Annotated in this window: 26 protein-coding genes; 13 read left to right on the top strand and 13 right to left on the bottom strand. The window is 66.8% G+C overall.

Going from position 1 to position 24,641, the window contains the following annotated elements; genetic code table 11:
• Nucleotides 1-3: 3 nt before the first annotated feature.
• Entirely contained in the window at nt 4-732 is a 729-nt protein-coding gene (gene dapB / locus T8S45_RS08450) for a 4-hydroxy-tetrahydrodipicolinate reductase (RefSeq protein WP_322293423.1), read from the bottom strand.
• 35 nt (nt 733-767) lie between these two features.
• Between dapB and T8S45_RS08445 the strand changes: the two genes are divergently transcribed.
• The gene (locus tag T8S45_RS08445; RefSeq protein ID WP_322295208.1) at nt 768-1,469 is read left to right on the top strand and encodes an NAD-dependent deacylase; all 702 of its coding nucleotides are present in this window, start codon (nt 768-770) and stop codon (nt 1,467-1,469) included.
• A 3-nt stretch (nt 1,470-1,472) separates the two neighbouring features.
• Here T8S45_RS08445 and T8S45_RS08440 read toward each other — a convergent pair whose 3' ends face one another.
• A complete protein-coding gene (locus T8S45_RS08440; RefSeq protein WP_322293422.1) occupies nt 1,473-2,207 on the bottom strand; it encodes a 7-carboxy-7-deazaguanine synthase QueE in 735 nt (244 codons plus the stop codon).
• Nucleotides 2,208-2,359: 152 nt separating this feature from the next.
• On the opposite strand from T8S45_RS08440, the gene T8S45_RS08435 reads away from it, so the two are divergent.
• Nucleotides 2,360-2,941 (top strand): hypothetical protein, encoded by a 582-nt coding sequence (locus T8S45_RS08435; protein WP_322293421.1) that lies wholly within the window; start codon nt 2,360-2,362, stop codon nt 2,939-2,941.
• A gap of 20 nt (nt 2,942-2,961) precedes the next feature.
• On the opposite strand, the gene T8S45_RS08430 is transcribed toward T8S45_RS08435, so the two are convergent.
• Nucleotides 2,962-5,682, bottom strand: a complete 2,721-nt coding sequence (locus T8S45_RS08430) for a valine--tRNA ligase (protein ID WP_322293420.1) — start codon at nt 5,680-5,682, stop codon at nt 2,962-2,964.
• An 89-nt stretch (nt 5,683-5,771) separates the two neighbouring features.
• Here T8S45_RS08430 and T8S45_RS08425 point away from each other — a divergent pair, with 89 nt between their 5' ends.
• From T8S45_RS08425 to T8S45_RS08410, 4 genes are read left to right on the top strand one after another with little or no spacing between them, the layout of a single operon-like run.
• Nucleotides 5,772-6,896, top strand: coding sequence for an MlaE family ABC transporter permease (locus T8S45_RS08425; protein ID WP_322293419.1), 1,125 nt, complete (start codon nt 5,772-5,774; stop codon nt 6,894-6,896).
• Complete coding sequence (locus T8S45_RS08420; protein WP_322293418.1) at nt 6,893-7,765, top strand: ABC transporter ATP-binding protein; 873 nt, start codon at nt 6,893-6,895, stop codon at nt 7,763-7,765. The genes T8S45_RS08425 and T8S45_RS08420 overlap by 4 nt, the downstream gene beginning before the upstream one ends.
• Nucleotides 7,766-7,774: 9 nt before the next feature.
• Nucleotides 7,775-8,713 carry an MlaD family protein gene (locus T8S45_RS08415; RefSeq protein ID WP_322293417.1) on the top strand — a complete coding sequence of 313 codons (939 nt, stop codon included), beginning with the start codon at nt 7,775-7,777 and terminating at the stop codon, nt 8,711-8,713.
• Nucleotides 8,714-8,729: 16 nt separating this feature from the next.
• Nucleotides 8,730-9,317 carry an ABC-type transport auxiliary lipoprotein family protein gene (locus tag T8S45_RS08410; protein WP_322293416.1) on the top strand — a complete coding sequence of 196 codons (588 nt, stop codon included), beginning with the start codon at nt 8,730-8,732 and terminating at the stop codon, nt 9,315-9,317.
• Between the two features lie 3 nt (nt 9,318-9,320).
• Here T8S45_RS08410 and T8S45_RS08405 read toward each other — a convergent pair whose 3' ends face one another.
• From T8S45_RS08405 to crcB, 6 genes are read right to left on the bottom strand one after another with little or no spacing between them, the layout of a single operon-like run.
• Nucleotides 9,321-10,016, bottom strand: a complete 696-nt coding sequence (locus tag T8S45_RS08405) for an ATP12 family protein (RefSeq protein WP_322293415.1) — start codon at nt 10,014-10,016, stop codon at nt 9,321-9,323.
• Complete coding sequence (locus T8S45_RS08400; protein WP_188642459.1) at nt 10,013-10,222, bottom strand: hypothetical protein; 210 nt, start codon at nt 10,220-10,222, stop codon at nt 10,013-10,015. The genes T8S45_RS08405 and T8S45_RS08400 overlap by 4 nt, the downstream gene beginning before the upstream one ends.
• Nucleotides 10,215-10,871, bottom strand: coding sequence for an HAD-IA family hydrolase (locus tag T8S45_RS08395; protein ID WP_322293414.1), 657 nt, complete (start codon nt 10,869-10,871; stop codon nt 10,215-10,217). Before T8S45_RS08395 ends, T8S45_RS08400 begins: the two co-directional genes overlap by 8 nt.
• 10 nt (nt 10,872-10,881) lie before the next feature.
• Nucleotides 10,882-11,487 carry an FMN-binding negative transcriptional regulator gene (locus T8S45_RS08390; RefSeq protein ID WP_322293413.1) on the bottom strand — a complete coding sequence of 202 codons (606 nt, stop codon included), beginning with the start codon at nt 11,485-11,487 and terminating at the stop codon, nt 10,882-10,884.
• Nucleotides 11,487-12,635, bottom strand: coding sequence for an RluA family pseudouridine synthase (locus T8S45_RS08385; protein WP_322293412.1), 1,149 nt, complete (start codon nt 12,633-12,635; stop codon nt 11,487-11,489). The genes T8S45_RS08390 and T8S45_RS08385 overlap by 1 nt, the downstream gene beginning before the upstream one ends.
• Nucleotides 12,632-13,012: a fluoride efflux transporter CrcB gene (gene crcB / locus T8S45_RS08380; RefSeq protein ID WP_322293411.1), complete on the bottom strand. Its 381-nt coding sequence runs from the start codon at nt 13,010-13,012 to the stop codon at nt 12,632-12,634. The genes T8S45_RS08385 and crcB overlap by 4 nt, the downstream gene beginning before the upstream one ends.
• A gap of 210 nt (nt 13,013-13,222) precedes the next feature.
• Between crcB and rpsU the strand changes: the two genes are divergently transcribed.
• The 7 genes from rpsU (at nt 13,223) to T8S45_RS08345 (ending at nt 19,641) form a co-directional block, all read left to right on the top strand.
• Nucleotides 13,223-13,426, top strand: coding sequence for a 30S ribosomal protein S21 (gene rpsU / locus T8S45_RS08375; protein WP_188642454.1), 204 nt, complete (start codon nt 13,223-13,225; stop codon nt 13,424-13,426).
• Between the two features lie 106 nt (nt 13,427-13,532).
• On the top strand, nt 13,533-14,111 hold the full coding sequence (locus T8S45_RS08370; protein WP_188642453.1) for an FKBP-type peptidyl-prolyl cis-trans isomerase: 579 nt from the start codon (nt 13,533-13,535) through the stop codon (nt 14,109-14,111).
• Between the two features lie 3 nt (nt 14,112-14,114).
• Complete coding sequence (locus T8S45_RS08365) at nt 14,115-15,824, top strand: DUF4153 domain-containing protein (protein WP_322293410.1); 1,710 nt, start codon at nt 14,115-14,117, stop codon at nt 15,822-15,824.
• A gap of 59 nt (nt 15,825-15,883) precedes the next feature.
• Entirely contained in the window at nt 15,884-16,186 is a 303-nt protein-coding gene (gene gatC / locus T8S45_RS08360) for an Asp-tRNA(Asn)/Glu-tRNA(Gln) amidotransferase subunit GatC (RefSeq protein ID WP_322293409.1), read from the top strand.
• Nucleotides 16,183-17,670, top strand: a complete 1,488-nt coding sequence (gene gatA / locus T8S45_RS08355) for an Asp-tRNA(Asn)/Glu-tRNA(Gln) amidotransferase subunit GatA (protein WP_188642450.1) — start codon at nt 16,183-16,185, stop codon at nt 17,668-17,670. The genes gatC and gatA overlap by 4 nt, the downstream gene beginning before the upstream one ends.
• The gene (gatB, locus tag T8S45_RS08350; RefSeq protein WP_322293408.1) at nt 17,667-19,166 is read left to right on the top strand and encodes an Asp-tRNA(Asn)/Glu-tRNA(Gln) amidotransferase subunit GatB; all 1,500 of its coding nucleotides are present in this window, start codon (nt 17,667-17,669) and stop codon (nt 19,164-19,166) included. Before gatA ends, gatB begins: the two co-directional genes overlap by 4 nt.
• Before the next feature lie 7 nt (nt 19,167-19,173).
• Nucleotides 19,174-19,641, top strand: coding sequence for a tRNA (cytidine(34)-2'-O)-methyltransferase (locus tag T8S45_RS08345; RefSeq protein WP_188642448.1), 468 nt, complete (start codon nt 19,174-19,176; stop codon nt 19,639-19,641).
• Between the two features lie 7 nt (nt 19,642-19,648).
• Here T8S45_RS08345 and T8S45_RS08340 read toward each other — a convergent pair whose 3' ends face one another.
• From T8S45_RS08340 to T8S45_RS08325, 4 genes are all read right to left on the bottom strand, one after another.
• Nucleotides 19,649-19,882, bottom strand: a complete 234-nt coding sequence (locus T8S45_RS08340; protein ID WP_188642447.1) for a hypothetical protein — start codon at nt 19,880-19,882, stop codon at nt 19,649-19,651.
• Nucleotide 19,883: 1 nt separating this feature from the next.
• Nucleotides 19,884-21,164: a dicarboxylate/amino acid:cation symporter gene (locus T8S45_RS08335; protein ID WP_322293407.1), complete on the bottom strand. Its 1,281-nt coding sequence runs from the start codon at nt 21,162-21,164 to the stop codon at nt 19,884-19,886.
• A gap of 133 nt (nt 21,165-21,297) precedes the next feature.
• Nucleotides 21,298-21,603, bottom strand: coding sequence for a hypothetical protein (locus tag T8S45_RS08330; protein ID WP_188642445.1), 306 nt, complete (start codon nt 21,601-21,603; stop codon nt 21,298-21,300).
• Nucleotides 21,604-21,662: 59 nt separating this feature from the next.
• Nucleotides 21,663-24,596, bottom strand: a complete 2,934-nt coding sequence (locus T8S45_RS08325; RefSeq protein WP_322293406.1) for a M16 family metallopeptidase — start codon at nt 24,594-24,596, stop codon at nt 21,663-21,665.
• Between the last annotated feature and the right edge of the window lie 45 nt (nt 24,597-24,641).

Genomic DNA, 24,641 nt, shown 5'->3' with positions numbered 1-24,641 from the left:
CGTCTACAGGCCGAGCATATCGTCCATGCTGTAGCGCCCGGCCTCGCGCTCTGTCAGCCACGCCGCGCCCTTGACAGCGCCGCGAGCGAAGATCGCGCGGTCCTCGGCGCGGTGGGAAAGGGTGATGCTTTCCTGCTCGCCGGCGAGGATCACGCTGTGGTCGCCCGCCACCGTGCCACCGCGCAGCGCGGCGAAACCGATCGCGCCTTCGCCGCGTTCGCCGGTATGGCCGTCGCGGCCGCGTTCGGAATTGGTATCGAGGTCGATCCCGCGCCCCTCGGCGGCGGCCTCGCCCAGCAACAGCGCGGTGCCAGAGGGCGCATCGACCTTGTGCCGGTGGTGCATCTCGACGATCTCGATGTCCCAGTCGGGCCCGAGCTTTGCCGCCGCCTGTTTGACGAGGGCTGCGAGCATGTTGACCCCGAGCGAGGTATTGCCCGTCTGCAGCACCGGGATCGCGCGCGCCGCGTTGTCGATTGCATCGTGATGGCAGCTCTCGAGCCCGGTGGTGCCGATCAGGATCGGGATCCCTGCGCCGATCGCAGCCTGGAGATTGCTCTTGAGCGCGCCGGGGGCGGAGAAATCGACCAGCACGTCGCACTTGTTCGACAGGTTCTCGAGGTTGTCGCCGCGATCGACCCCGCCCGCGCAATCATGCCCGAGCTCCTCGACCGCGCGCATCAGCGCCTGCCCCATCCGGCCCTCGCTGCCGATAATGCCGATCCGTACCATTGCCATTCTCCCTCGCGGCATGGTTCATGGGGGACATGGAAAATATCCGCAACATCGTGATCCTGACCGGCGCGGGGATATCCGCCGAAAGCGGCATCGATACCTTTCGCGGGGGCGGCGGGCTGTGGGAACAGCACAAGGTCGAGGACGTCGCCACGCCCGAGGCCTTCGCGCGCGACCCCGACCTCGTCCTGCGCTTCTACGACATGCGGCGCGAGGCGATCCAGACCAAGGAACCCAACCCGGCGCACGAGGCGTTGGCGCAGCTGGATTCCGGGTGGAAAGGCGAGCTGCTGATCGTCACACAGAACGTCGACGACCTGCACGAGCGCGCCGGCGCCAAGCGCGTGCTCCACATGCACGGCACCCACCTCAACGCCTGGTGCACCGCCTGCGACGTACGCACGCCGTGGCGCGACACGCTGGTCGAACGACCGCCATGCCCCGAATGCGGAGAGCGTGCGCTTCGGCCCGACGTCGTCTGGTTCGGCGAGATGCCCTACGAGATGGAGCGGATCTACGGTGCACTGCGAGAGGCGGACCTGTTTGTTTCGATCGGCACGTCGGGCGCGGTCTATCCCGCCGCCGGATTCGTACGCGAGGCGAGGGCGATGGGTGTGCGCACGCTCGAGCTCAATCTCGAACCGAGCCAGGGGACCGCATGGTTCGACGATGCGCGGCACGGGCAGGCCAGCAAGCTCGTCCCGCAGTGGGTGGACGAGGTTCTCTCGTCGTGATCGTCAGGTCCCGCGCGTATCGCCGAACAGGTGGATATGGAGGCGGTCGGACAAGCGATACCCGCGCTCGATGCAGAGCGGGGTGAGCCATTTTTCGCGGGTCCGCAGCGTCTCGCTGACGGTGCCTTCGGCCATCAGGAAGACGCGACTCGGGTCGATGCCGTATTCGGCGACCAGCGCATCGACCTCGGCGACATCCTCGGGCGTGGCGATCACGAACTTGAAGAAGGCGCGCGGCTCCTGCGCCCAGTGGGCGAGGCGCTCGGGCACCAGCGCCAGTTCGGCCGGATTGCCGCTATGCGCGAGCTTGGGACTGACATTGTACTGGTCGATCAGCGGGTCGAGTGCAGGATGCGGCGGTGAGGTGCCGTTGGTCTCGATCTCGACCGTGAAGCCATCGAGTTCCTGCAGCATCTTCGCCAGCGCCGGGGCCTGCAGCGTCGGTTCGCCGCCGGTGAGGACGAGCCGCCGCGGCGCGAGCGCGGACACGCGCTCGGCGACCTCGGTCTCCGATAGCGTCTGCTGGTTTGGCTTGCGTTCGTAAGTCTCGCCCGAGCGGTGCGGACGCTCGTCTCCGGTAAAGTGCCAGGTGTAGGCGGTGTCGCACCACACGCAGGCGAGGTTGCAGCGCGACAGCCGCACGAAGGTGCAGGGCACGCCCATGCTCGGACCCTCGCCCTGGACCGAAGCGAAAATTTCGGGCTCATGGAGAGCCTGGGTGGCGAGAACCAGCGACATGGCGCCCCCATATCGTGTTCCCCTGCCGAGAACGAGCCGAAATGCCATCGATCGCCCGTTCGTCCGATTACAAGTGTAGTTGATCGAGTCCGGCTGGAGATCGCCCGGCGCACGGTCCTAGGTCAGGCTGCAATCAAGCAAGGAGTGAGAGGATGACACGCAAGATGTTGGCGATACTGCTCGGCGCGGGCGCGCTGGTCGCAGGACCCACCGTGATCGCGATGGAGCAGGCTGACCGCGATACCGACGAAGCGGCGCGCGAAGCGAAGGAAGCAGCCCGCGAGGCCCGCGAAGCGGCGCGCGAAGCGGCCGAAGAGGCGCGCGAGGCTGCACGCGAAGCCGCAGAAGATGCACGCGAGGCGGCCCGGGAAGCGGCCGAGGAAGCGCGCGAGGCGGCCGTGGAACTGCGCGAAGTCGATCTCGAAATCGCCGAGGGTATGCGCAGCGGTGCCGAAGCCATGCGCGAGGGTGCCGACGAGATGGAACGCGGGGCCGACGAAATGGCCGAATATGCCCGCAAGCTGCGCAATCGCGATTTCCGCCTCTCCGAGGTCGAGCGCATCAACGCGCAGGAGAATCGCGGTTACGGCGAAAAGAAGCCGATCACCGAGCAGGACCTGATCGATTCGATCCCCAAGCTCGAACAGGGCGCCCAGAAGATGCGCGTCGGTGCCGACAAGATGCGCGAGGGTGCCGCCCGCATGGCGCGCCGCGCGACCGACAGCCGGGGCTGACGCCCCGACGCCGACGCACCCTATCCGAGCCGCCCGAGCGCGGCTCGGAGACGTTCGATCTCCGCCGTGTGGTGCGCGTGGTCGGCGCGCGCCTTCTCGACCGCTTCGGGCTTGGCCTTTTCGACGAATTTGGCGTTGCCGAGCCGCCCCTCGAGTGCCTTGGCTTCCTTCTCGCTCGCCGCCAACGCCTTGGTGAGACGGGCCTTCTCGGCATCGATGTCGATCAGCCCTTCGAGCGGGACGATATAGGCGTCGCTCCCGGCCGCGACCTGCATCGACGCGCCGGCGGGCGCGGCGGTGCGATGCACGGCGGAGAGGCGCGCGACGCGTTCGAGCGCCGCGGCCTGGTTGTCGAGCACGCTCGCGCCGGTGTCCGAAGGGCTTTCGATCCACGCTTCGAGCTTCGCGCCCGGCGGCAGGCCGAGCTCGTTCTTGGCCGATCGCAGCGCGGTGGTGAGCGCAATCACGTAGTCGATCTCGGCCTTCGCCTGCGCATCCACTTCAGCCTGCGGATCGGGCCATTTGGCGGTGATCAGCGGGTAGTCCGCGCGGTCGCCGAGCAGGCTCCACAGCTCTTCGGTGACGAAGGGCATGAAAGGATGGAGCATGACGAGAATCTGGTCGAGCGCCCAGCCAGCGACGGCCCTGGTCTCGTCGTCGATATTGCCCTTGATCAGCTCGAGGTACCAGTCGCAGAACCGGTCCCACACGAAGTGGTAGAGCGTGTTTGCGGCGGCATCGAAGCGCAAATCGGCCAGCGCCTTGTCGAGCGTAGCCTGCGTCTCGATCACCTCGCCCACGATCCAGCGATTGACCGCGTGGTTGGCCTCGGGCGCGGCGATGGCCTTGCTCGCGGTGATCCCGTTGGACTGGCAGAAACGCGCCGCGTTCCACAACTTGGTCGCGAAATTGCGATAGCCCTCGACCCGGCTGTTATCCATCTTGATGTCGCGGCCCTGGCTTTCCATCGCGGCCATGAAGAAGCGCAGCGCATCGGCACCGTACTGGTCGATCAGGCCGAGCGGATCGACGACATTGCCCTTCGACTTGGACATCTTCTGCCCGTCGGGCGCGCGCACGAGGCCGTGGAGATAAAGCCGCGGCCACGGGTTCTGGCCGGTCAGGTGGCGGCCCATCATCATCATCCGCGCATCCCAGAAGAACAGGATGTCGAAGCCGGAAATGAGCAGGTCGTTTGGATAGTGCTTGTCGACGAGCGCGGTCTCGTCGGGCCAGCCGAGCGTGGCGAACGGCCACAGCGCGCTGGAAAACCAGGTGTCGAGGACATCCTCGTCACGGGTGAGTTCGACGCCCTCGCCGGCCTTGGCCTGCGCCTCTTCCTCGGTCATCGCAACATAGGCATTGCCCTCGGCATCGTACCACGCCGGGATCCGGTGGCCCCACCAGAGCTGGCGGCTGACGCACCACGGCTGGATGTTCTCCATCCAGTTGAAGAAGGTCTTTTCCCAGCTCTTCGGGACGATCTCGACCTCGCCGGACTTCACCGCCGCGATCGGTGCGGCGGCGAGCTGTTCGGCGTCGACATACCACTGGTCGGTCAGCCACGGCTCGATCACCACGCCGCCGCGATCGCCGAAGGGGGTCGCGATCTGGCGCGGTTCGGCGTCGTGCTCGATCCGCTCGCCATCCTTCTCGACCACGTGCGGGATCAGATGGCCGCTGTCCTTGAGGCGCTGGACGACAAGTTCGCGCGCGCCGTCGGTTCCGTCGCGCTTGAAGCGGTGGAGGCCGAGATATTCCTCGGGCACCATGCCGTCGGCGGTCTGGCAGACATTGGCATCGGCATCGAGCATGTTGAGCATGTCGGCGGGCGCGATACCCGCGCGCTTGCCGACCTCGAAATCGTTGAAATCGTGGCCCGGGGTGATCTTGACGCAACCCGAACCGAGTTCGGGATCGGCGTGTTCGTCGGCGACGATCGGCACCTTGCGCCCGGTGATCGGCAGGATCACATGCTTGCCGACCACGCTCTTGTAACGCTCGTCGGAGGGATGCACCGCGACCGCCATATCGGCGAGCATGGTCTCTGGGCGCGTGGTCGCGACCTGGATGAAGTCCGCCCCGCTATCGAGCGTGACGCCGTCCTCGAGCGGATAGCGGATGTGCCAGAAGCTGCCCGGAATCGTCTGCTGTTCGACCTCGAGGTCGCTGATCGCGGTCTTGAGCTTCGGGTCCCAGTTCACCAGCCGCTTGTCGCGATAGATCAGCCCGTCTTCGTGCAGCTTCACGAAGGTAGTCAGAACCGCCTTGGAAAAGTGCTCGTCCATCGTGAACTGTTCTCGCGACCAGTCCATCGAACAGCCGAGGCGGCGCAGCTGGCGGGTGATCTGGCCGCCGCTTTCGTCCTTCCATTCCCAGACCTTGTCGACGAATTCCTCGCGCGAATAATTGGTGCGCTTGTCCTGTTTCGCTTCGAGCTGGCGTTCGACCACCATCTGCGTCGCGATCCCGGCATGGTCGACCCCGACCACCCACAGCGCATCCTTGCCGCGCAGCCTTTCGTAGCGCACGACGATGTCCTGCAGCGTGTTGTCGAGGGCGTGGCCGATATGAAGGCTGCCCGTGACATTGGGCGGCGGGTTGACGATGGTGAAGGCTTCGGCCTCACCGCGCTCGGGCCGGAACAACCCGTGCTCTTCCCAATGGGCATACCACTTCGCCTCGATCGCTGCGGGATCGAAAGTGCGGTCAATCGTTTCGTTGTTGTGCTCGCTCGACATGCGGGGGCAATGGCAAAGGGTGCAATCGGGCGCAATAGCGGCGTTCGCACTTGTGACGGGGCGGCTTTTCGCCCACACGAGAGGGTGCAATGCGCGAGTGGGCGGAATACGATATCCATGAAGGGGACGGGGGCGAGAGCGGCGCGGGCAGCCGCATCGTGCTCAGCGGACCGATGCGTGTCGATTCGATCGGCCTGATCGAGCGCGACCTGCGCAATTACGACGGCCATCTCGCGGCGATCGATATCTCGGCGGTCGACGACATCGACACGGTCGGCGCGTGGATCGTCTCGCGGCTGGCCGACGAACACGATGCCGCGATCGAGGGTGCCAACGACACCGCCCAGCGCCTGCTCAAGGCGGTCGAGGCGGGCGACGGCGAGGCCAACGTCCACCCCTATCGCGCGCCGCTGGTCGAACGGGTGCTCTACGGTGCGGGCGAATACGTCCAGGACTGGGGCAAGGGCACGATCGGGCTGCTGTCCTTCCTCGGCCGGATCGTGCTCGCCTTCGGATCGATCATCCGCCATCCGCGACGCTTCCCGATGCGCGCGATCGTGCGGCAGATGGAACTGGTCGGCATCAACTCGCTCGGCATCATCGGGCTGATGAGCTTCCTGATCGGGATCGTGATCGCGCAGCAGGGCGCGGCGCAATTGTCGCAATTCGGCGCCGAATCGCTGACGGTGAACCTCGTCGGGCGCATTTCCTTGCGCGAACTCGGCGTGCTGATGGCGGCGATCATGGTCGCGGGCCGTTCCGGCTCGGCCTTCGCCGCGCAGATCGGGACGATGAAGCTGACCGAGGAAATCGACGCGATGCGCACGATCGGTATCTCGCCGACCGAAAAGCTGATCATTCCGCGGCTGATCGCGTGCACGGTGATGATGGTGTTCGTCGGTTTCTACGCCGCGGTGATGTCGATCATCGGCGGGGCGGCGATCTCGGACCTGATGCTGGACCTCAACTTCACCAGTTTCCTCGCCCGGGTGCGCGATGTGGTGCCGACCTACGATCTGTGGGTCCTGCTGATCAAGGCGCCGGTCTTCGGCCTGATCGTCGCGCTGCTCGGCTGCTACCAGGGCATGCAGGTCGAGAAGAACGCCGAGGAAGTCGGCAAGCGCACCACCCAGGCGGTGGTGTTCGGCATTTTCTTCGTGATCGTGGTCGACGCGATCTTTGCGGTGTTCTTCACCAGCGTGGGGTGGAAATGAGCGACCCGCTGGACAGGATCGACGAGCGCGCGGTCGCGCGGCAGGACGATTACGGCGAATACCCCATTCGCGTGCGTGGCCTGCGCAACGCCTTCGGCGAACAGGTGGTGCACGACAATTTGTCGCTCGACGTCAGGAAGGGCGAGATCCTCGGCGTGGTCGGCGGTTCGGGCACCGGCAAGTCGGTGCTGATGCGCTCGATCATCGGGCTGCAGACCCCGCAGGAGGGAGAGATCGAGGTGTTCGGCCGCAACATCCTCGAGGCCGATCCCGACGAGATCATCGGCATCCGCGATCGCTGGGGCGTGCTGTTCCAGGGCGGGGCGCTGTTCTCCACGCTGACCGTGGGCGAGAACATCCAGGTCCCGCTCAAGCAGTATTATCCCGAGCTTTCGCCCGAGCTGCTCGACGAGATCGCCCACTACAAGGTCAAGCTCGCCGGACTGCCCGAAGAGGCGCTCGGCAAGTATCCGTCCGAACTGTCGGGCGGGATGAAGAAGCGCGCCGGGCTCGCCCGGGCGCTCGCGCTCGATCCCGAACTGCTGTTCCTCGACGAGCCGACCGCGGGGCTCGACCCGATCGGCGCCTCGGCGTTCGACAAGCAGACCGAGGAATTGTCCGAGACGCTCGGGCTGACGGTGTTCCTGATCACCCACGACCTCGATACGCTGCACGAAATCTGCGACCGGGTGGCGGTGCTCGCGGACAACCAGGTGATCGCGGTCGACACGGTCCCCAACCTGATGGATCTCGATCATCCGTGGATCCAGGAATATTTCAACGGCCCGCGCGGTCGGGCGGCGCTCACCGCGCAGGCGCTCGACGAATTGCGCCGGGCGATGGACAAGCCCGTTGCGGGCGAGGCATAGGGCAGGGCGATGGAAACAAGAGCCAATTACATCTGGGTGGGCGCGGTCACGCTGGCATTGCTGGCGGCGCTCGGCCTGTTCATCGTCTGGCTTGCGCAGATCAACGACGGGTCGAAGCGGCAATACGACATCTTCTTCCCGCAAAGCGTCGACGGATTGGCGAACGGATCGCCGGTCTCGTTCTCGGGCGTGCCCGCGGGCGAGGTGAAGGAAATCGAGCTGTGGCCCGAGGACCCGAGCAAGGTGCGCGTGCGGATCGAGGTCAATGACGACATCCCGATCCGCCAGGGCACCGAAGCCTTCGTCCAGGGCAGTTTCACCGGGATCTCGACCATCCAGCTGACAGGCGCGCAGGCCAACACCCCGCCGATCACCAAGCTCGGTCCCGAGGGCAAGCCCGTGATCCCGCCGCGCCAGGGCGGTCTCGGCGCGATCCTGTCGAATGCGCCCGAAGTGCTCGAGAAATTGTCGACCCTCACCGAGCGGCTGACCGAACTGCTCAACCCGGAGAACCAGAACACGCTCGCCGGGATCCTGCGCAACACCGAGCGCCTGTCCGACAGCCTCGCCGACCAGTCGCCGATGATCACCGCGACGATGGAAGAACTGAACCGCACCCTCGCGCAGGCGGGCGCGACGCTGGCCCAGTTCGAACAGGTCGCCGGGTCGACCGACCGCATCCTCAACCAGGAAGGCGCGTCGGTCGCGCAGGAATTGCGCCGGACGCTGGCCAAGGCACGCGAGACGGCCGATACGCTCGACGCGACCCTCGAGAGCATCCAGCCGGCCGCCAAGCGCGTCAACGAATCGACGCTTCCCGCCGCCGAGGCCGCGATCAAGGACCTGCAGGCGACCACGCGCGCGCTGCGGCAACTGACCGAGCGGATCGAACAGCAGGGCGCGAGTGGACTCCTGTCGAGCCCGCCGCTGCCCGATTACGAGCCTTAAGGAGCCGAGCCGAACCATGCGTATCCCTCTCATCCGCCTCGCTCCGCTGGCCGCGCTGCTCGCGCTGTCGGGCTGCATCAGTTTCGGCGAGGACCCGCCACCCACGCTGTTCAACCTCACGCCGGCGACTCCCGAATCGCAGACCGAGATCACCGGCAGCGTCGAGAACGCGCTGATCGTCGAGGAGCCCTCGACCAGCCAGCGGCTCGCGGTGACGCGGGTCCCGGTGCAGGTCGACGCGTCGAATGTCGCCTACCTGCAGGACGCGATGTGGGTCGAACGGCCGACGCGGTTGATGCAGGCGCTGATCGCCGAGACGGTGCGGGCGCATAGTGGGCGGGTCGTGTTCGAGGGCGACGATACCGATGCATCCGGCGGGACGCTGCTCTCGGGCCGCCTGCTCGAAATGGGTTACGACGCGCGCGACGGATCGGTGATCGTGCGGTTCGACGCGCTGCTCCACCGCGAAGGGCAGCAGACGGTCGCGCGTCGGTTCGAATCGCGAATCCCTGGCATTGCGCCCGAGGCGAATGCCGTCGGACCAGCGCTCAACCGGGCGGCCAACGACGTCGCCGGCCAGATCGCGGCCTGGATTTCGGGCTAGGCGCTAGCGCCGCGCGAGCCGCGCGAAGTCGAACGCCTGCCTGAAGTTCGCGCGGCGCTCGGCGCGGCGCTCTTCGGCTTCCTCGTCCTTGCCCCAGAGCTCGGCCTGCCAGCTCTCCTCGAGCTCGGCCGCATCCCACAGCCTGTCGGGATCGGCATCGTCGTCGATTGCGGCGAGGGCGACGCACAGCGATGCCGCGAGCGAAGTCATCATGTCGACCGCCGCGAGTTCGAGCGGGGGAAGGGCGGCGAGCCGACGCCGTAGCGCCTCGATCGTGTCGTCCGAGGGAGGGCGTGCGACCACCCCGCTGACGCGTTCAAGCCGGATCCCCTCGCGCGCTTCCAATGCGGCGACGAGCGGCTCCCATACCTCCTGCTGTCGCTTGAACAGCGCATCTTCGGGATCGGCGCGATAACACAGCGTATCGGTCTCGGCGTAGCGCAGCAGCCGGTCGACGGTAGCGCCGGGATCGGGGGCGACATTGTCGATTGCGTGGTCGACCAGGTCGCGCAGGACGAAGCCCTTCGGATCGATCTTGTTCCCTTGTGCTGCCCATTCGGCGGCCATCGCCTCGCCCAGCCGCTGCGAATGCACCACCTGCGCGCGGCCGCCCTGCGTCTTGACCGCGCGGCCGTCGAGCTTGACCTGCCAGCCGCCTTCGACCGCCTGCGCCTCGGCTCTCTTGTAGAACCGTTTCACGATTTCGGCGTGCGCCAGCGGCGATAGAGGACCAGCGGGACGAAGAAGAAATCGGCCATCCCGACGATCACCATCACCCAGGCGTAAGTCCGGTCGAGGTCGATCCGGCCCGACAATGCGATCATCCCGAAGATGATGAGCACCGCCCCGGACAGGCGGGTGAGACTGATCAGCATGTGGCGATTGCGCGCCTGTCGCTCATCCATCGAGCAGCTCCTTCAGTTCGTTCGTATCGGCGACCACGCGTTCGGCCCCGGCATCGATCAGCTCGTCGGGTGCATGATAGCCCCAATCGACCCCGATCGCGCGCGCGCCGATCTGGCGTGCCATTGCCATGTCGTAGCTGGTGTCGCCGATCATCACGCAGCTGTGCGCGAGGCAATCGTCCATCGCGTTGCGCAGCATCGCGGGATCGGGCTTGGAAGGGTTGCGGTCGGCGGTCTGGAGCGAGCTGAACAGGTCGGAAAGGCCGTGCGTTTCGAGCGTGTGTTTCAGCCCGCGCATCGACTTGCCGGTCGCGACCGCGAGCTGCCACCCGCCCGCATGAAGCTCGGTCAGCAATTCGGCGATCCCGTCATAGAGCGGCTCGACCACGGCGTTGCGTTCGCGCGCCGCGCGAAACGCGTCCTTGTAGGCTTCGACCAGAGCATCGCGGCGTGTGGCCCCGGCGTCGGGGAACAGCGAGAGCATCGCCGATGGCAGGCTCAGCCCGACCGAGCGGCGGGTATGGTTGGGGTCGGGCAGCGGCTCGCCAAGGGCGCTGCAGGCGGCGGCCATCGCCTCGACCACCGCGGCCTGCCCGTCGACCAGCGTGCCGTCGCAATCGAATACAGCGAGACGGACTACATCGCTCATCGCGCAGCCCTCACGATGCCAGCGTCCGCATCAGGTGCGCGATCGCGCCCGCGCCTAGTTCGTCGAGCCGGTCGGCAATCCGCGCGCGCACTCTTTCGGGCTTGCCCTGGTGCAGCTTGATCGTCTCGCGCCAGGCCTTCACCTCCATCTCGAAGCCGGTGATACCGCGCACCAGCTTGTCGATATGGGCGGGATCGGCCTCGGCCATCCGCCAGGGTTCGCCGTCCGCGATGCGGGCTTCGTGGCGGCCCGTCAGGTCTTCGAGATGCGCGCGCAGGCCTTCCTCGGCCATCTGCCGCACCGGGCCCTCCATTTCGACAGCCAGGTAGTCCCAGGTGGGAACGTGGCTGTTCGGCTCGTCGTACCAGCGCGCCGAGACATAGGTGTCGGGTCCGTTGACCACCGCCAGCGCGGTTGCTCCATCGAGATGGCGCGCGAGCCCGTTGGCCTTGGCCATGTGGAACTGGATCGCGCCGTCGCGGGTGGAGACGATCGGGACATGCGCCACGCGCGGCCCGTCCGGGGTGCCCGCGAAGACCGTGCCGAAGCCCACCTGCTCGACGATGTCCTCGAGCAGCGCACGATCGGCGTGGCGGTAGGCAGGGTTGGGATGCACTATTTCCGCTTGCCTTTCGGATTGCCGGGCTTGCCCTTCTTCTTCGCCGGTTTCGAGGTCACACGCGAGCGGCGTTCGCCGCGGCGGGCCTTGCGATACTGCTTGGCATGCGCCTTGGCCTTGGCCTTCTTCGCCTCCTTGGTGGGCGGCGGCGGCGACCAGTCCATGATCTCCTCGCCCAACGACAGGTCGAAGCCCATAGCTTCCATCGTCTGCGCGAAATGTTCGGGCAGCGGGGCGACCACGTCGATCGTCTTGCCGCCCGGCGCGCCGATGATCAGGCGCCGCGCATGCAAGTGCATCTTGCGGCTGATCTGGCCGGTCAACATCGCGTCCTGCCCGCCATACTTGCCGTCGCCCACGATCGGGTGACCGATCGCTTCCATATGCGCGCGCAGCTGGTGGGTACGACCGGTGAGCGGGTGCAGCTCGACCCATGCGGCCTTGTTGCCCGCGCGCTCGATCACGCGATAGCGCGTCTTGGCGGGCTGGCCCTCGGGATCATGGTGCATGCGCTCGCCATGACTGCCCGGCTGCTTGGCCAAGGGCGCGTCGATCAGGCCTTCCTTCTCCTCGGGAATGCCGACCACCAGCGCCCAGTACACCTTGGTCGCGCTGCGCCCGGAGAAGCGCTTGGAAAAGAACGCCGCGCTGCCCGGCGTGGCGGCGGTCAGCAACACGCCGCTGGTATCCTTGTCGAGCCGGTGGACGAGGCGCGGGCGCGGGTCGTCCTCGCTGTCGCGAAACGCGTCGAGCAGCCGGTCGACATGCTTGGTCATGCCGGTGCCACCCTGCGTCGCGAGACCGGGCGGCTTGTTGAGCACGATCGCCGCGCGGTCGCGGTGGATCACCATCGCTTCGGCGTCGGCGACCTCTTGCTCGGTCAGTTCGACCCGGCGCGGGCCCTTGCGCTTGGGATCGCGCCCGCCCGGGGGCACGCGGATTTCCTGGCCGGTCGCGATGCGATCGTCGGGCTTGGCGCGCCCGCCATCGACCCGTACCTGCCCGGTGCGCGCCCAGCGCGAGACGGTGGCGAAGCCTATTTGCGGCAGGTGCCGCTTGAACCAGCGGTCGAGCCGGATGCCGTCATCGTCGGCCGCGACCGTGTAGGTGCGGACTTCGTCCTGCTTGTCGCGCTCGATGCTCATGCCGCGATCCTCAATCCTGCGAACAGCGCGAGGACGCCCGCCGCCACCGATCCGCCGATATAGAGCGCGGCGAGCCCCGCCTGGCCGCGTTCGATCATCAGGGCGCTTTCGAGGCTGAAGGCGCTGAATGTGGTGAAGCCGCCCAGCAGCCCGACCGCGAGCAGCAGCCGCAGGTGCTGCCCGCCTTCTCCGTGCCGTGCCAGCCAGCCGACGAGGATACCCAGCGCCATGCTGCCGACGATATTTGCGACGAGCGTGCCCCAGGGGAACGGATGGCCCGTGCCGATCGCGCGGCCAAGCCAGTAACGCGCCGCGGCACCGGTGCCGCCGCCCAGCGCGACGAGCGCGGTTGCGGTGAAGGGAGAGGGGGAAGCCATGGCGCTGCCCTATATACTAGCCTGCCGCCGCGTCACCCCCGCGCGGACGTTTTGGAGGGGTTTGGGGTTGCATTTTCGCCTGCGAATGCCTATTTGCGCCACCGCTTAGCCGTTCCGTGTACGGATTCGGCCCGATTTTCATGGCTTAGATATAGGGCGCACCCCACATTTTCGAGTGGGCTCTCGCCTTTCAGTGAGGTGTTTGAATTTATGCAAATCATGGTTCGCGATAACAATGTCGACCAGGCCCTGCGCGCGCTCAAGAAGAAGCTGCAGCGCGAGGGGGTGTATCGCGAAATGAAGCTGCGCCGTCACTATGAAAAGCCGAGCGAAAAGCGCGCCCGTGAAAAGGCTGCCGCCGTGCGCCGCGCGCGCAAGCTCGAACGCAAGCGGCTGGAACGCGACGGTTCGTAAGACACCGCGCTTGCACTCGCACCATTGATACGCCAATCGGGGCGCGAAGGGGCAGACCTTTCGCGCCCCGTTTGTTTTTCGCCGTATTTATCAGGACGCTCTTGTCATGACCGAAGTCACCCGCGTGCCGTTGCAGCCCATCGCCAAGGGGTCGCTGCTCAAGCTCTGGATCGGCATCGCGATCGCCGTGCTCGCCGCCGCGGGCCTCGCCTGGGCGGCGCAGCCCAAGGGATTGAAGCTCGAGGTCATCGAGGAAGGCATGGGTCCGACCGCCGAGATCGGCCAGGTCGTGTTCGCGCGCTATACCGGTCGTCTGCCCGACGGAACGACCTTCGACGAATCGCAGGACTTCCCGATTCCCGAATCGATCCTGCCCGGCGGCACGCCCTTCGCGGTCGAGGAAGGCGCGACCATCCCCGGCTTCTTCGAAGGCCTCCAGCAGGTGAAGAAGGGTGGCAAGTACACGCTCTATATCCCCGCCGAGAAAGCGTATGGTTCCGCGCCGCCCCCCGGATCGCCGATCCCGGCCGATAGCGACCTCGTGTTCGACCTCGAAGTGGTCGACATCCTCGAACGCGCCGATGTCGAACAGCGCTTCCAGGCTGCGCAGCAATTCATGATCGCGCAGCAGGCCCAGCAGGGCGAGGGCGAAGCCCAGGCGCCGGCACCCGCTCCGACCGAATAGGTCATGGGGAAGCCGACCACGCGCGCGCACCTGCATTCCGAATGGGCGCTGCGCCCGTGGGTGCTGGCGGGCCTGCTCGGCCTCGCCGGGCTGGTCGTCCACCTGCTGACCGACCATGCCGAGGACAGCGGCCTCCGCATGGCGCTGGCCGCGCTGGCGGGCTTCGGCGCGCTTGCTTTCGCCTTCACGCTCGATCGCGATCGCTGGCGCGAACCGGCGATCTACGCCGCCATCGTCGGCCTCGTGATCGGCGGGCTGGTGTGGCGCGCAGTGGGCCGGGCGGACGACCTCGCGGCCGAGGAATACGGGATCTGGGCCGGTATCTTCGCCGCCGGGCTCTCGCTCCCGCTGTTCCAGGCCGGCTTCCATCGCCGCCGTTGGCGTACCTCCTACGCCGATACGCACTATCACGTGTGGACCGACGCGATCAGCGCGGGCGGCGCGCTGGCCTTCACCGGCCTGTCGTGGATCGTGCTGTTCCTCGTCAGCCAGCTGCTCGACCTCGTCGGCATCCCGCTCGACGAACTGATCGACGATTCGTGGTTCGGCTGGACCTTCTCGGGTGCGGCCTTCGGCGCGGCGCTCGGCGTGTTGCGCAACCAGCTGAAGATCATCGGCACGCTCCAATCGCTGGTGCTGACCGTGTTCAGCCTTCTCGCGGTGCCGGTGGCGCTCGCGGTGGTGGTGTTCCTCGCCGCGGTCGTGGTCTCCGGGCCGGGCGTGCTGTGGGACGCGACCGACAGTGCTACGCCGCTGCTGCTCGCGATCGCCGCCGGTAGCTTCGTGCTCGTCAACGCCGTGATCCGCGACGATCCGCGCGGCATGAGCGCCAATCCCGCCATGCGCATCGCGGCGCGCGTGCTTGCGCTCGGCATCCTCCCGCTGACGGTGTTCGCCACGATCTCGATGGGGCTGCGGATCGGCCAGCACGGGCTCAGCCCCGAACGCTTGTGGGGACTCGCCGCGATCGTCGTCGCGGTCGCCTATGGCGTGGCCTATTTCATCGATACGGTCCGCGGCTGGAAGGCCGCTTGGCCGGACCGCCTGCGCGTCTCGAACCTCAAGCTCGCCGTGGGCACCGCCGCCTATGCGCTGCTGCTGGCGCTACCGCTGTTCAATTTCGGCGCGATCAGCGCATCGAACCAGCTCGCACGGCTCGAAAGCGGTGCGGTGCCGGTCGATGCGTTCGACTTCGACGCACTCAAATGGGATTTCGGTGCGCCCGGGCGCGAAGCGCTGCAGGGTCTCGCCGCCTCGGCCGATGCGCAGGTTTCGCGCGCCGCCAAGCAGGCGCTCGCGCGGCAATCGCGACCCTACGAGCCCTATCGCGACGGATCGGATCGCCGCGACATAGGCGAGGAGCGGGTCGCGAACCTGCAGATCGTCGGTGGCGACGAAGCGCTTCGCTCGGCGATCCGCGACTATGTCGCTGACAGCGGCATCATGTGCCACCGCGCCTGCCGCGCCGTGGTCGTCGGCCCCCGGGGCGAGGGCACGCATGTGATCCTGACCGACGGTCGCCGGATCGACCACCTCGTGTTCGATGCCGAAGGAATCGCGAGAGAGATGAGCAACCGCGCCGGGCGGCTCGAGCGCGGCCTGGTGCCACCGGCGCCCGGCGCCGATGTTGCGGACGAAGCGATCCAAATCCGTCCCTATTCCGGCCGCCAGCTTTATATCGACGGCAAACCGGTCGGCGACCCCTTCGAATAGGCCCGGAGACGGGCACGTCCCCGCTTGAAGCGCGGCCCCCGCGCGGCTAGTGCGCTCGCATGTCCGTAGACACGAAACAGGTGGCGAAAATCGCCTCGCTGGCGCGCATCGCGATGAGCGATGCCGAATGCGAGAAGATGGTGCCCGAACTCAACAATATCCTCGACTGGGTCGAACAGCTCGGCGAGGTCGACGTGACCGGCGTGGAGCCGATGACGGCGGTGATCCCCAACACGCTGCGCCTGCGCGACGACGTCGTGAACGCCGACCCCAAGACCGGCGGCGACCGGCGCGAGGACGTGCTCGCGAATGCGCCCGTGGCCGAACACGGCTTCTTCGGCGTGCCCAAGGTGATCGAATGACCGACCTCACGCAACTCGGCATCAAGGCCATCCGCGACGGCGTCGCCGACGGCACCTTCACCGCGCGCGAAGTGACCGAGGCGTTCAACGCCGCGGTCGCCGCTGCCGATCCATTGAACGCCTTCCTCGTGAAGACGCCCGAACGCGCGCTCGAAGCAGCCGATGCTGTCGACGCCAGGCGTGCGAAGGGCGAAGACCTCGGCAAGATGGGCGGCGTGCCGATCGGCATGAAGGACCTGTTCTGCACTCAAGGCGTCGAAACCACCGCGGCGAGCATGATCCTCGGCGGCTTCACCCCGACCTATGAGAGCACGGTCTCGCAGAACCTGTGGGATGCGGGCGCGACCATGCTGGGCAAGCTCAACATGGACCAGTTCGCGATGGGCTCGTCGAACGAGACCAGCGCGTTCGGAAACGTGATTTCGCCGTGGCGCAAGAGCGACGGCGGCAACGCCGCGCTTGCGCCGGGCGGCTCCTCGGGCGGTTCGTCGGCGGCAATCGCGGCGCGGCTGTGCCCGGCGGCGACCGGCACCGACACCGGCGGCTCGATCCGCCAGCCCGCCGCCTTCACCGGCATTTCGGGCATCAAGCCGACCTATGGCCGCTGCTCGCGCTGGGGCACGATCGCCTTCGCCTCGAGCCTCGACCAGGCCGGGCCGATGGCGCGCGACGTCACCGATTGCGCGATCATGCTGGGTGCGATGGCGGGGTTCGATCCGAAGGATGCGACCAGCCTCGACTTGGCCGTGCCCGATTGGGAAGCCGCGCTGTCAGACGATCTCAAGGGCAAGCGCGTCGGCATTCCGCGCGAATACCGGATGGAGGGCACCGACCCGCAAATCCTTGAAAGCTGGGAGCAGGGCAAGGCGTGGCTCAAGGATGCCGGCGCCGAGATCGTCGACATCTCGCTCCCGCACACCAAGTATGCGCTGCCCGCCTATTACATCATCGCGCCCGCAGAAGCCTCGTCCAACCTCGCGCGCTATGACGGCGTGCGTTACGGGTTGCGCGAACTGCCCGAGGGTGCCGGGCTGCAGGACATGTATGCCGCGACCCGGGCCGAAGGCTTCGGCGACGAGGTCAAGCGCCGCGTGATGATCGGCACCTACGTGCTCAGCGCGGGCTTCTACGACGCCTATTACACGCAGGCGCAGAAGGTCCGCACGCTGGTCGCGCGCGATTTCGAGCAGGCGTGGGACAAGTGCGACGTGATCCTCGCCCCGACTTGTCCGACCGCGAGCTTCGCATTGGGCAGCCTCGATGACGATCCGCTGACGATGTACCTCAACGACGTCTTCGCTGTCCCCGCCAGCCTTGCGGGCCTGCCTGCGATGAGCGTGCCGTGCGGCCTCAACGGTGACGGTCTGCCGCTGGGCCTCCAGCTGGTCGGCAAGCCGTTCGACGAGCAGGGCGTGCTCAACGCAGGCCTCGCGATCGAGAAACGCGCCGGGTTTACCGCCCAGCCGGAGAAGTGGTGGTCATGAGCAAGTATACGATCCAGGGCGCCACGGGCGAATGGGAGGTCGTGATCGGCCTCGAAGTCCACGCGCAGGTCACGTCGAACGCCAAGCTGTTTTCGGGCGCCTCCACCGCCTTCGGGGCTGAGCCCAATTGCAACGTCTCCCTCGTCGATGCGGCGATGCCGGGCATGCTGCCCGTGCCCAATCGCGAATGCATCCGCCAGGCGGTGCGCACCGGCATGGCGATCGAGGCGCAGATCAACAAATATTCGCGTTTCGACCGCAAGAACTATTTCTACGCCGACCTCCCGCAGGGCTACCAGATTTCGCAGCTCTACCACCCGATCGTGGGCGAGGGGCAGCTGGTGATCGACGCCGACGAGAAGGCGGGGATCCCCGAAGACAAGGTCATCGGGATCGAGCGCATCCACGTCGAACAGGACGCGGGCAAGCTGATGCACGACCAGCATCCGACCATGTCCTACGTCGATCTCAATCGCAGCGGCGTGGCGCTGATGGAAATCGTCTCGCGCCCCGACATGACCTCGCCCGCCGAGGCCGGGGCCTATGTCCGCAAGCTGCGCTCGATCCTCCGCTATGTCGGGAGCTGCGACGGCAACATGGAAGAAGGCTCGATGCGCGCCGACGTCAACGTCTCGGTGCGCAAGGTCGGCGACAGCGAGTTGGGCACGCGGACCGAGACCAAGAACGTCAACTCGGTGCGCTTTGTCCAGCAGGTCGTCGAATACGAGGCGCGGCGCCAGGTCGACGTGCTCGAAGACGGCGGCACGGTCGACCAGGAAACGCGCCTGTTCGATCCGGGCACCGGCACCACGCGCACCATGCGATCGAAGGAAGATGCGCACGACTACCGCTACTTCCCCGATCCCGACCTGCTGCCGCTCGAGCTCGAGGACGATTTCCTCGATGAATGCCGTGCTTCGCTGCCCGAACTCCCCGATGCCAAGCGTGCGCGCTACATCGACGAGCTCGGCCTCACCGAATACAATGCCCGCGAACTCACCGCCGAGGTCGAGACCTTCGCGCGGTTCGAGAACCTGCTCGACGAAGCCGCGCAGGCGATCGGCAAACCCGCCAAGGCGATCGCCACGCAGGTCGCCAACTGGTCGCTCTCGGTCGCGCCGGGCGTGATCAAGTCGCTCGGCGACGAGGCCGATCCGGCCCACGCCACCGCCAAGCGGCAGGCCGCGATCCTCGCGATGCAGGACAAGGGCGAGATTTCGGGCGGCCAGGCCAAGGAAATCTACGAGATCGTCCTGAAGACTGGCCGCGAGCCCGACGAGATCGCCGACAGCGAAGGCCTCAAGCAGGTCTCCGACACCGGCGCGATCGAAGCCGCGATCGACGAGATCCTCGCCAATAACGAGGACAAGGTCGAGCAGTACAAGGGCGGCAAGGACAAGCTGTTCGGCTTCTTCGTCGGCCAGACGATGAAGGCGATGCAGGGCAAGGCCAATCCGGCGGTGGTCAACCAAATCCTGAAGGACAAGCTCGGCTGATCCGGCCGTGACCGAGCCGAAACCCAGCATCGTCCTCGTCGAGCCCGAGATACCCGGCAATACCGGGGCGGTCGGGCGCACCTGCGTGGCGCTCGACATGGAGCTGGTGCTGATCCACCCGCTCGGTTTCGATATCTCGGACAAGCGCGTGAAGCGTTCCGGGCTCGACTACTGGCAGCATATCCGGCTGGTCGAATTCGCCAGCTGGCATGCCTTCCTCGCCGAACGCAGCCCACGCACCGACCAGCTGTTCCTGTTCGAGGAATTCGCCGAGACGAGCTTCTACGATCCCGACTATCCGGACGACGCCTATCTCGTCTTCGGCAAGGAGACCACGGGCATCCCCGCCCACATCGTCGAGGCCCATGCCGAGCGACTGGTGAAGCTGCCGATGCGCTCGTCGCAGATCCGTTCGCTCAACCTCGCGAACACGGTCGCGGCGGCGGCGTACCAGGCGCTGCGCGGCAAATTGTAGTCGCGCCTTAGGCGGACGTCGTCCCGAGCCAGATGATCAGCGCCACCGCGACCACCGCGCCCGCGCCCTTCGACGCCACGCCGAGCCAGAAATTGAGCGGCAGCTCCTTGCGCGAATAGTCGTGCAGTTCGTGCGCCATCTGGCCGCGATCGTGCTTGAGGTCGGCGTAGACCGAGTAGAGGCAGCCGGCTCCTACCAGCGTCAGGAAGATCGTGGCGATCGTGACGAAGCTCTCGTCCATGTTAGCCCTTTTCCGTGGTGATCGGGTCCGGTCCTGCCAGTCCCCGATCCACCACCGTCGCGGTGGTCGCGTGCGCGGTGACGTGGAGCACGGTCTTGAAGATGTCGGGGATCGTCTCGACCACGAGCAGCACGACGATGAATTCCATCGGGATGCCGACCAGCGCGGCGATCGGCGCGTAGAAGGCGACGAAGGTTGCGGCGCTGGGGATGCCCACGAGACTCATCTCGAGCACGATGCCGAGCAGGCCGACCGTCACCAGCAGCGCGATGCCCAGCGGCGGCAGGTCGTAGACCGCCGCGGCATAGCTCGCGATGAATATCCCGCTCGCGGGTGCAATCATGCGGAAGATCACCGCCGAGAGCGGCACCGCGACGTCGGTCGCCTCGGCGCTGACGCCCATCTCGCGCGCGGCCTTGATCGTCAGCGGCATGCACCCGGTCGAGCTCTGCGTGCCGAAGGCGACCGACTGCACCGGCAGCATCGCGCTGGCGAAGCGGCGCAGCGGAATTCGGCCGAGCAGCCGGGCGACGAGGTAGATCGCGGCGATGAACACCAGCACCTGCGTCACCGCGAGCGCGATGTAATGCGCGAGCCCGGCGAAGATATCGGCGCCGTGCTCCTGCGTCGTCGGGAGGATCAGCAAGGCCACCCCGATCGGCGCGAGCCGCAGCACCCAGCCGACGATGATGAACACCGTGTCGGCCAGCCCGGTCAGCCCGGCCGAGAGCGCCTGCTTGCCGTCGCCGTCCTCGAGCCGCGCGAGCGCCGCGCCGAACACAAGCGAGAAGAACAGCACCGGCAGCAGCGTCCCGCCGGCCATCGCGGCGACGATATTGGTCGGGACGATGGCAAGGAAGGCCTCGGCCCATTCGGGGCTTTCGGCGGGGACGCCCTGGCCCGCCATCGCGCGCATCGACTGCGCCATCTCGGCAGTGATCGGGAAGAGTTCGAGCAGGGTCAGCGTGCACAGGATGCCGAGCGGCACGGCCAGCAAGTACAGCCCGATAATGGTGACGAACGAACGCCGCGTGGTGCGCCCGCCGCCGCCCAGCGCCTGCGAGCGGATGAACAGCGTCGAAAGCAATGCGAAGACCAGCGGCAGGATCGTCATCTGCAGCGCCTGGAGCCACAGGCGGCCGCCGAGCGAGAGCGCGGCGACGGTTTCGTCGACCTGCGCATTGGTGCCTGCGCGCGGGAGCAGCAACCCGGCCACGGCGCCGATCGCGAGGCCCACGAGGATCTGGACCGCGAGCGGCACCTTCTTCAATCTGTCGAGCATCGATGCCCCTCTCGAATGGAAAAGCGAGCTTGGGGTCGCGGCGAAACGAAAGCAACCGTCGCGACGGCCTCGCATCCACGAAAAAGGGCCGCCGGATCGCTCCGACGGCCCCGATTTCAAGCCTTGCGGCCGATCAGCCCTTGCGTTCGCCGGTCAGCGGCATGTCGCCGAAGGCGCCGGCATTCACGGTGCCGGTCAGCTGGTCGCCATCGACGGTGGCGGTGCAGTTGAGCGTCATCGGCATCGGGACGGTCATGTCCATCTTCCAGCTGAGCGTATTGCCGTCGATGGTGCCGTCCTTGACGTCCATCGAGCCCATGCCGCCCGCCATGCTGCCGGTGAAGGTCTTGCCGTCGTCGCCGGGGACGACGGTGAAGGTGCCGTTCTGGTCGCCCATCGGGCTCTTCACGACGGTGTTGTAGGTTCCGGCTACGGACATTGAGGATCTCCTTGGATAAAAACTGCCCGCTTCATCGCGGTTGCTGACATCGGTGTCAATTACTCGTCGAGCTCGCGAACCTCGACCGGCAGGCCGGTCTTGTCGAGCTGCGGACGGACCACTTCGGCATCACCGACCACGACATAGACGAGATCGCCATAGACGAAGTTGGCGCGCGCCACCTCGGCGATCTGTTCGGCGGTGAGTCCGCGATAGCGATCGGCGATCGTCTCGTAGTAATCGTCGGGACGATCGTAGTTGACGATGTTGACCATGCCGCCGAGCACCGCGCCCGCGGTTTCGAACTGGCCCGGAAGCTCGCGGACATTGCCGTTGACCGTGCGGGTCAGCTCGTCGCCGGTGACACCGTTATCGGTCACGAAGCCGGTGATTTCCTTTTCCAGCTCGAGGATCGAGTCCCCGGTCCGGTCGGCCTGCACCTCGGCGATGACGTTGTAGCTCAGCCGATCCTGGTTGTAGCCGATCGACGAGCGCGAACCGTAGGACCAGCCCTTGGTCTCGCGCAGGTTCATGTTGATCCGCGACAGGAAGCTGCCGCCGAGCACCTCGTTGGCTGCACCCAGCACGATCGTGTCGTCGGTCCCGCGCAGGTCGAGCACGCGCGAGGCGAGGATCACCGACTGCGGCGAGTTCGGGCGGTTGAGCAGCAGGATTCGCGCCTCGGGGGCGGGGACCGGGACGTCGAAACGCTTGGTCGGGAGCGGGCTCGCCGGGGCGCGCCAATCGCCGAAACTGTCTTCGAGCAGGCTGACCGCTTCGGCCAACGTGGTGTCGCCGACGACGAAGACCTTGGCGTTGTCCGGACGGATCCAGCGCGCATGGGTCGCTTCGAGCGTGGCGGGCGTGGCCGCCGTCACCGCGGCGCTATCGCCGAGGCCCGAGGGCGGGATGCCGTAGGGATGGTCGCCATAGACCAGCTGCGCGAGCGCACGCGAACCGGCCGCGCGGGGGTTCTTGAGCTCCGAACTGATCCGGGTGAGCTGTTGCGCGCGCACCCGCTCGAGGTCTTCGCTGCGGAAGGCCGGGTTGCGGATGTAGTCGGCCAGCAGGTCGAGCGACGGGGCCAGTCGGGTCGACAGCGCCGAGAGCTGGAAGCTGGTGTCGTCGAAATCGGCGAAGGCGAACACGTTCGCACCGAGGCGCTCCTGCGCGATCGCGAGTTCGGTCGCGTCGAGGCTGTCGGTGCCTTCGTCCATCGCCTGCAGCATCAGCGACTGGGTGCCCAGCGCGTCGCGCGGATCGGCGGTGTAGCCGGCGTCGAAGGCGATCCGGACCGAGACCTTCGGCACCGCAGCGCGGCGCGCGAAATAGACTTCCATGCCGTTCGAGAGCGTAGCGCGCTCGATATCGGGGAAGTCGAGATCGGTCAGCTGGCCGACCGGCGGCAGCTGCGAGCGATCCTGGAACGCCTGCACCGCCAGTTCGTCGAAATCGCAGCTCTCGCCTTCGCAATAATGATCCTCGGCGGCGCGGAACACTTCCTTGCCCGAGCTGTCGGTGGCGATCACCGCGCCGCCGCGGTTCTCGCCGCCCTCGGTACGCTCGCCCGGCTCGACCACCAGCGCGAAGCGCGGCTTCGTCAGGTAGCGCTGCAGGATCGCGGTGATCGAGGCCGGGTCGGCTTCGACCATCTGCTCGAGCTGCTCGCGATACTCGCCCGGATTGCCGTGATAGAGCTGGCCTTCGGCGAGCGTCACGGCCTTGCCGCCGAAACCGCCGACCGATTCGAGGCCGCCGATCAGGCGCGACACGATCGTGGTCTTCGAGCGGGCGAGTTCGTCGGCGGTCGGGCCGCCGGCAATGAAGCTGGCGATCTCGGCATCGAGCGCCGCTTCGAGATCGGCGCGATCGACGCCGGGCTTGAGGTCGGCGGAAATCAGGAAGACGCCGGCGTCCTCATTGGTCCAGGTGCCCGAGCTGACCGAGACCGCGAGGCCCTTGCCGCGCACCAGCGCATTGTCGAGGCGCGAGCTGGCGAGGCCGCCGAGCGCGGTCGCGCCGAGCTGGATCGGCACGTTCTCGGCCGAGGTCTCGCCGGGGATCGGCCACATGCGATAGATGCGGGTGGTCGCGACCTGGTCGTAGATCACCTTCTCGCCGTCGGCGGCGAGGGTCGGGACGGGCACGGCCGGATCCTGCACTTCGGGCCCGCGCGGGATCGCGCCGAACCACTTGGTGACCTTCTCCTTGGCGGTGGCGACGTCGATGTCGCCGGCCAGCACGAGCACGGCGTTGTTGGGGCCGTAATTGTCGCGGAACCACTGCTTCACGTCGTCGAGCGTCGCGGCACCGAGGTCGTCCATCGAGCCGATGGTCGAGTGGTGGTAGGGGTGGCCCTTGGGGAAGATGTTCTCGACGATTTCGTAGCGCAGCAGACCGAAGGGCTGGTTGTCGCCGCGGCGCTTTTCATTCTGGACGACGCCGCGCTGGTTATCGAGCTTCTCCTGCGTCACTGCGCCGAGCAGGTAGCCCATGCGGTCGCTTTCGAGCATCAGCACGCGGTCGATCGCGGCGGTCGGTACGGTTTCGAAATAATTGGTGCGGTCGGCATTGGTGGTGCCGTTGAAGCCGGTCGCGCCGACCTGCTGGAGCGGTTCGAAGAAATCGCCCGGCGCGTTCTCGCTGCCGTTGAACATCAGGTGCTCGAACAGGTGGGCGAAGCCGGTCTTGCCCTTGGGCTCATGCTTCGAGCCGACGTCGTACCAAACCGAAACCGCCACCAGCGGGGCCTTGCGATCGGTGTGGACCACGGTGGTGAGGCCGTTGGGAAGCGTGAAGACCTCGTAGGGGATCCGCACCTGGTCGACGAGCTCGGCGAGATCGTCGTTCTGAGCGGTGGCCGGAGCGGGCATGACCGCGGGCGCTTCCGCCGCGGGCGCTGCGGGTGCGACCGCGACACCTTCGTCGGTATAGGACGCGCATCCGCCGAGCGCGAGCGCGATGAGACTGGTGAAACCGTAGACCTTCTTCATAGTATTCTCCCCGTTGCGGCGTCTGCCCGCCGCCAGAAGTTGCAG

Origin of the sequence: Pseudoblastomonas marina, from assembly GCF_034374265.1 — a bacterium.
GTDB lineage: Bacteria > Pseudomonadota > Alphaproteobacteria > Sphingomonadales > Sphingomonadaceae > Alteriqipengyuania_A > Alteriqipengyuania_A marina.
This window is presented reverse-complemented; position numbering and strand designations above follow the sequence as displayed.

What these genes read in the sequence shown, in the direction of transcription:
- T8S45_RS08435 (WP_322293421.1), top strand. Translation starts at nt 2,360, where the DNA reads ATGACACGCAAGATGTTGGCGATACTGCTCGGCGCGGGCGCGCTGGTC.
- T8S45_RS08400 (WP_188642459.1), bottom strand. Translation starts at nt 10,222, where the DNA reads ATGGATGAGCGACAGGCGCGCAATCGCCACATGCTGATCAGTCTCACC.
- T8S45_RS08340 (WP_188642447.1), bottom strand. Translation starts at nt 19,882, where the DNA reads ATGGACGAGAGCTTCGTCACGATCGCCACGATCTTCCTGACGCTGGTA.
- T8S45_RS08415 (WP_322293417.1), top strand. Translation starts at nt 7,775, where the DNA reads ATGGAAACAAGAGCCAATTACATCTGGGTGGGCGCGGTCACGCTGGCA.
- T8S45_RS08335 (WP_322293407.1), bottom strand. Translation starts at nt 21,164, where the DNA reads ATGCTCGACAGATTGAAGAAGGTGCCGCTCGCGGTCCAGATCCTCGTG.
- T8S45_RS08370 (WP_188642453.1), top strand. Translation starts at nt 13,533, where the DNA reads ATGACCGAAGTCACCCGCGTGCCGTTGCAGCCCATCGCCAAGGGGTCG.
- gatC (WP_322293409.1), top strand. Translation starts at nt 15,884, where the DNA reads ATGTCCGTAGACACGAAACAGGTGGCGAAAATCGCCTCGCTGGCGCGC.
- T8S45_RS08420 (WP_322293418.1), top strand. Translation starts at nt 6,893, where the DNA reads ATGAGCGACCCGCTGGACAGGATCGACGAGCGCGCGGTCGCGCGGCAG.
- T8S45_RS08330 (WP_188642445.1), bottom strand. Translation starts at nt 21,603, where the DNA reads ATGTCCGTAGCCGGAACCTACAACACCGTCGTGAAGAGCCCGATGGGC.
- T8S45_RS08425 (WP_322293419.1), top strand. Translation starts at nt 5,772, where the DNA reads ATGCGCGAGTGGGCGGAATACGATATCCATGAAGGGGACGGGGGCGAG.
- T8S45_RS08395 (WP_322293414.1), bottom strand. Translation starts at nt 10,871, where the DNA reads ATGAGCGATGTAGTCCGTCTCGCTGTATTCGATTGCGACGGCACGCTG.
- T8S45_RS08365 (WP_322293410.1), top strand. Translation starts at nt 14,115, where the DNA reads ATGGGGAAGCCGACCACGCGCGCGCACCTGCATTCCGAATGGGCGCTG.
- T8S45_RS08440 (WP_322293422.1), bottom strand. Translation starts at nt 2,207, where the DNA reads ATGTCGCTGGTTCTCGCCACCCAGGCTCTCCATGAGCCCGAAATTTTC.
- T8S45_RS08325 (WP_322293406.1), bottom strand. Translation starts at nt 24,596, where the DNA reads ATGAAGAAGGTCTACGGTTTCACCAGTCTCATCGCGCTCGCGCTCGGC.
- T8S45_RS08385 (WP_322293412.1), bottom strand. Translation starts at nt 12,635, where the DNA reads ATGAGCATCGAGCGCGACAAGCAGGACGAAGTCCGCACCTACACGGTC.
- gatB (WP_322293408.1), top strand. Translation starts at nt 17,667, where the DNA reads ATGAGCAAGTATACGATCCAGGGCGCCACGGGCGAATGGGAGGTCGTG.
- gatA (WP_188642450.1), top strand. Translation starts at nt 16,183, where the DNA reads ATGACCGACCTCACGCAACTCGGCATCAAGGCCATCCGCGACGGCGTC.
- T8S45_RS08410 (WP_322293416.1), top strand. Translation starts at nt 8,730, where the DNA reads ATGCGTATCCCTCTCATCCGCCTCGCTCCGCTGGCCGCGCTGCTCGCG.
- crcB (WP_322293411.1), bottom strand. Translation starts at nt 13,012, where the DNA reads ATGGCTTCCCCCTCTCCCTTCACCGCAACCGCGCTCGTCGCGCTGGGC.
- T8S45_RS08430 (WP_322293420.1), bottom strand. Translation starts at nt 5,682, where the DNA reads ATGTCGAGCGAGCACAACAACGAAACGATTGACCGCACTTTCGATCCC.
- dapB (WP_322293423.1), bottom strand. Translation starts at nt 732, where the DNA reads ATGGTACGGATCGGCATTATCGGCAGCGAGGGCCGGATGGGGCAGGCG.
- T8S45_RS08445 (WP_322295208.1), top strand. Translation starts at nt 768, where the DNA reads ATGGAAAATATCCGCAACATCGTGATCCTGACCGGCGCGGGGATATCC.
- rpsU (WP_188642454.1), top strand. Translation starts at nt 13,223, where the DNA reads ATGCAAATCATGGTTCGCGATAACAATGTCGACCAGGCCCTGCGCGCG.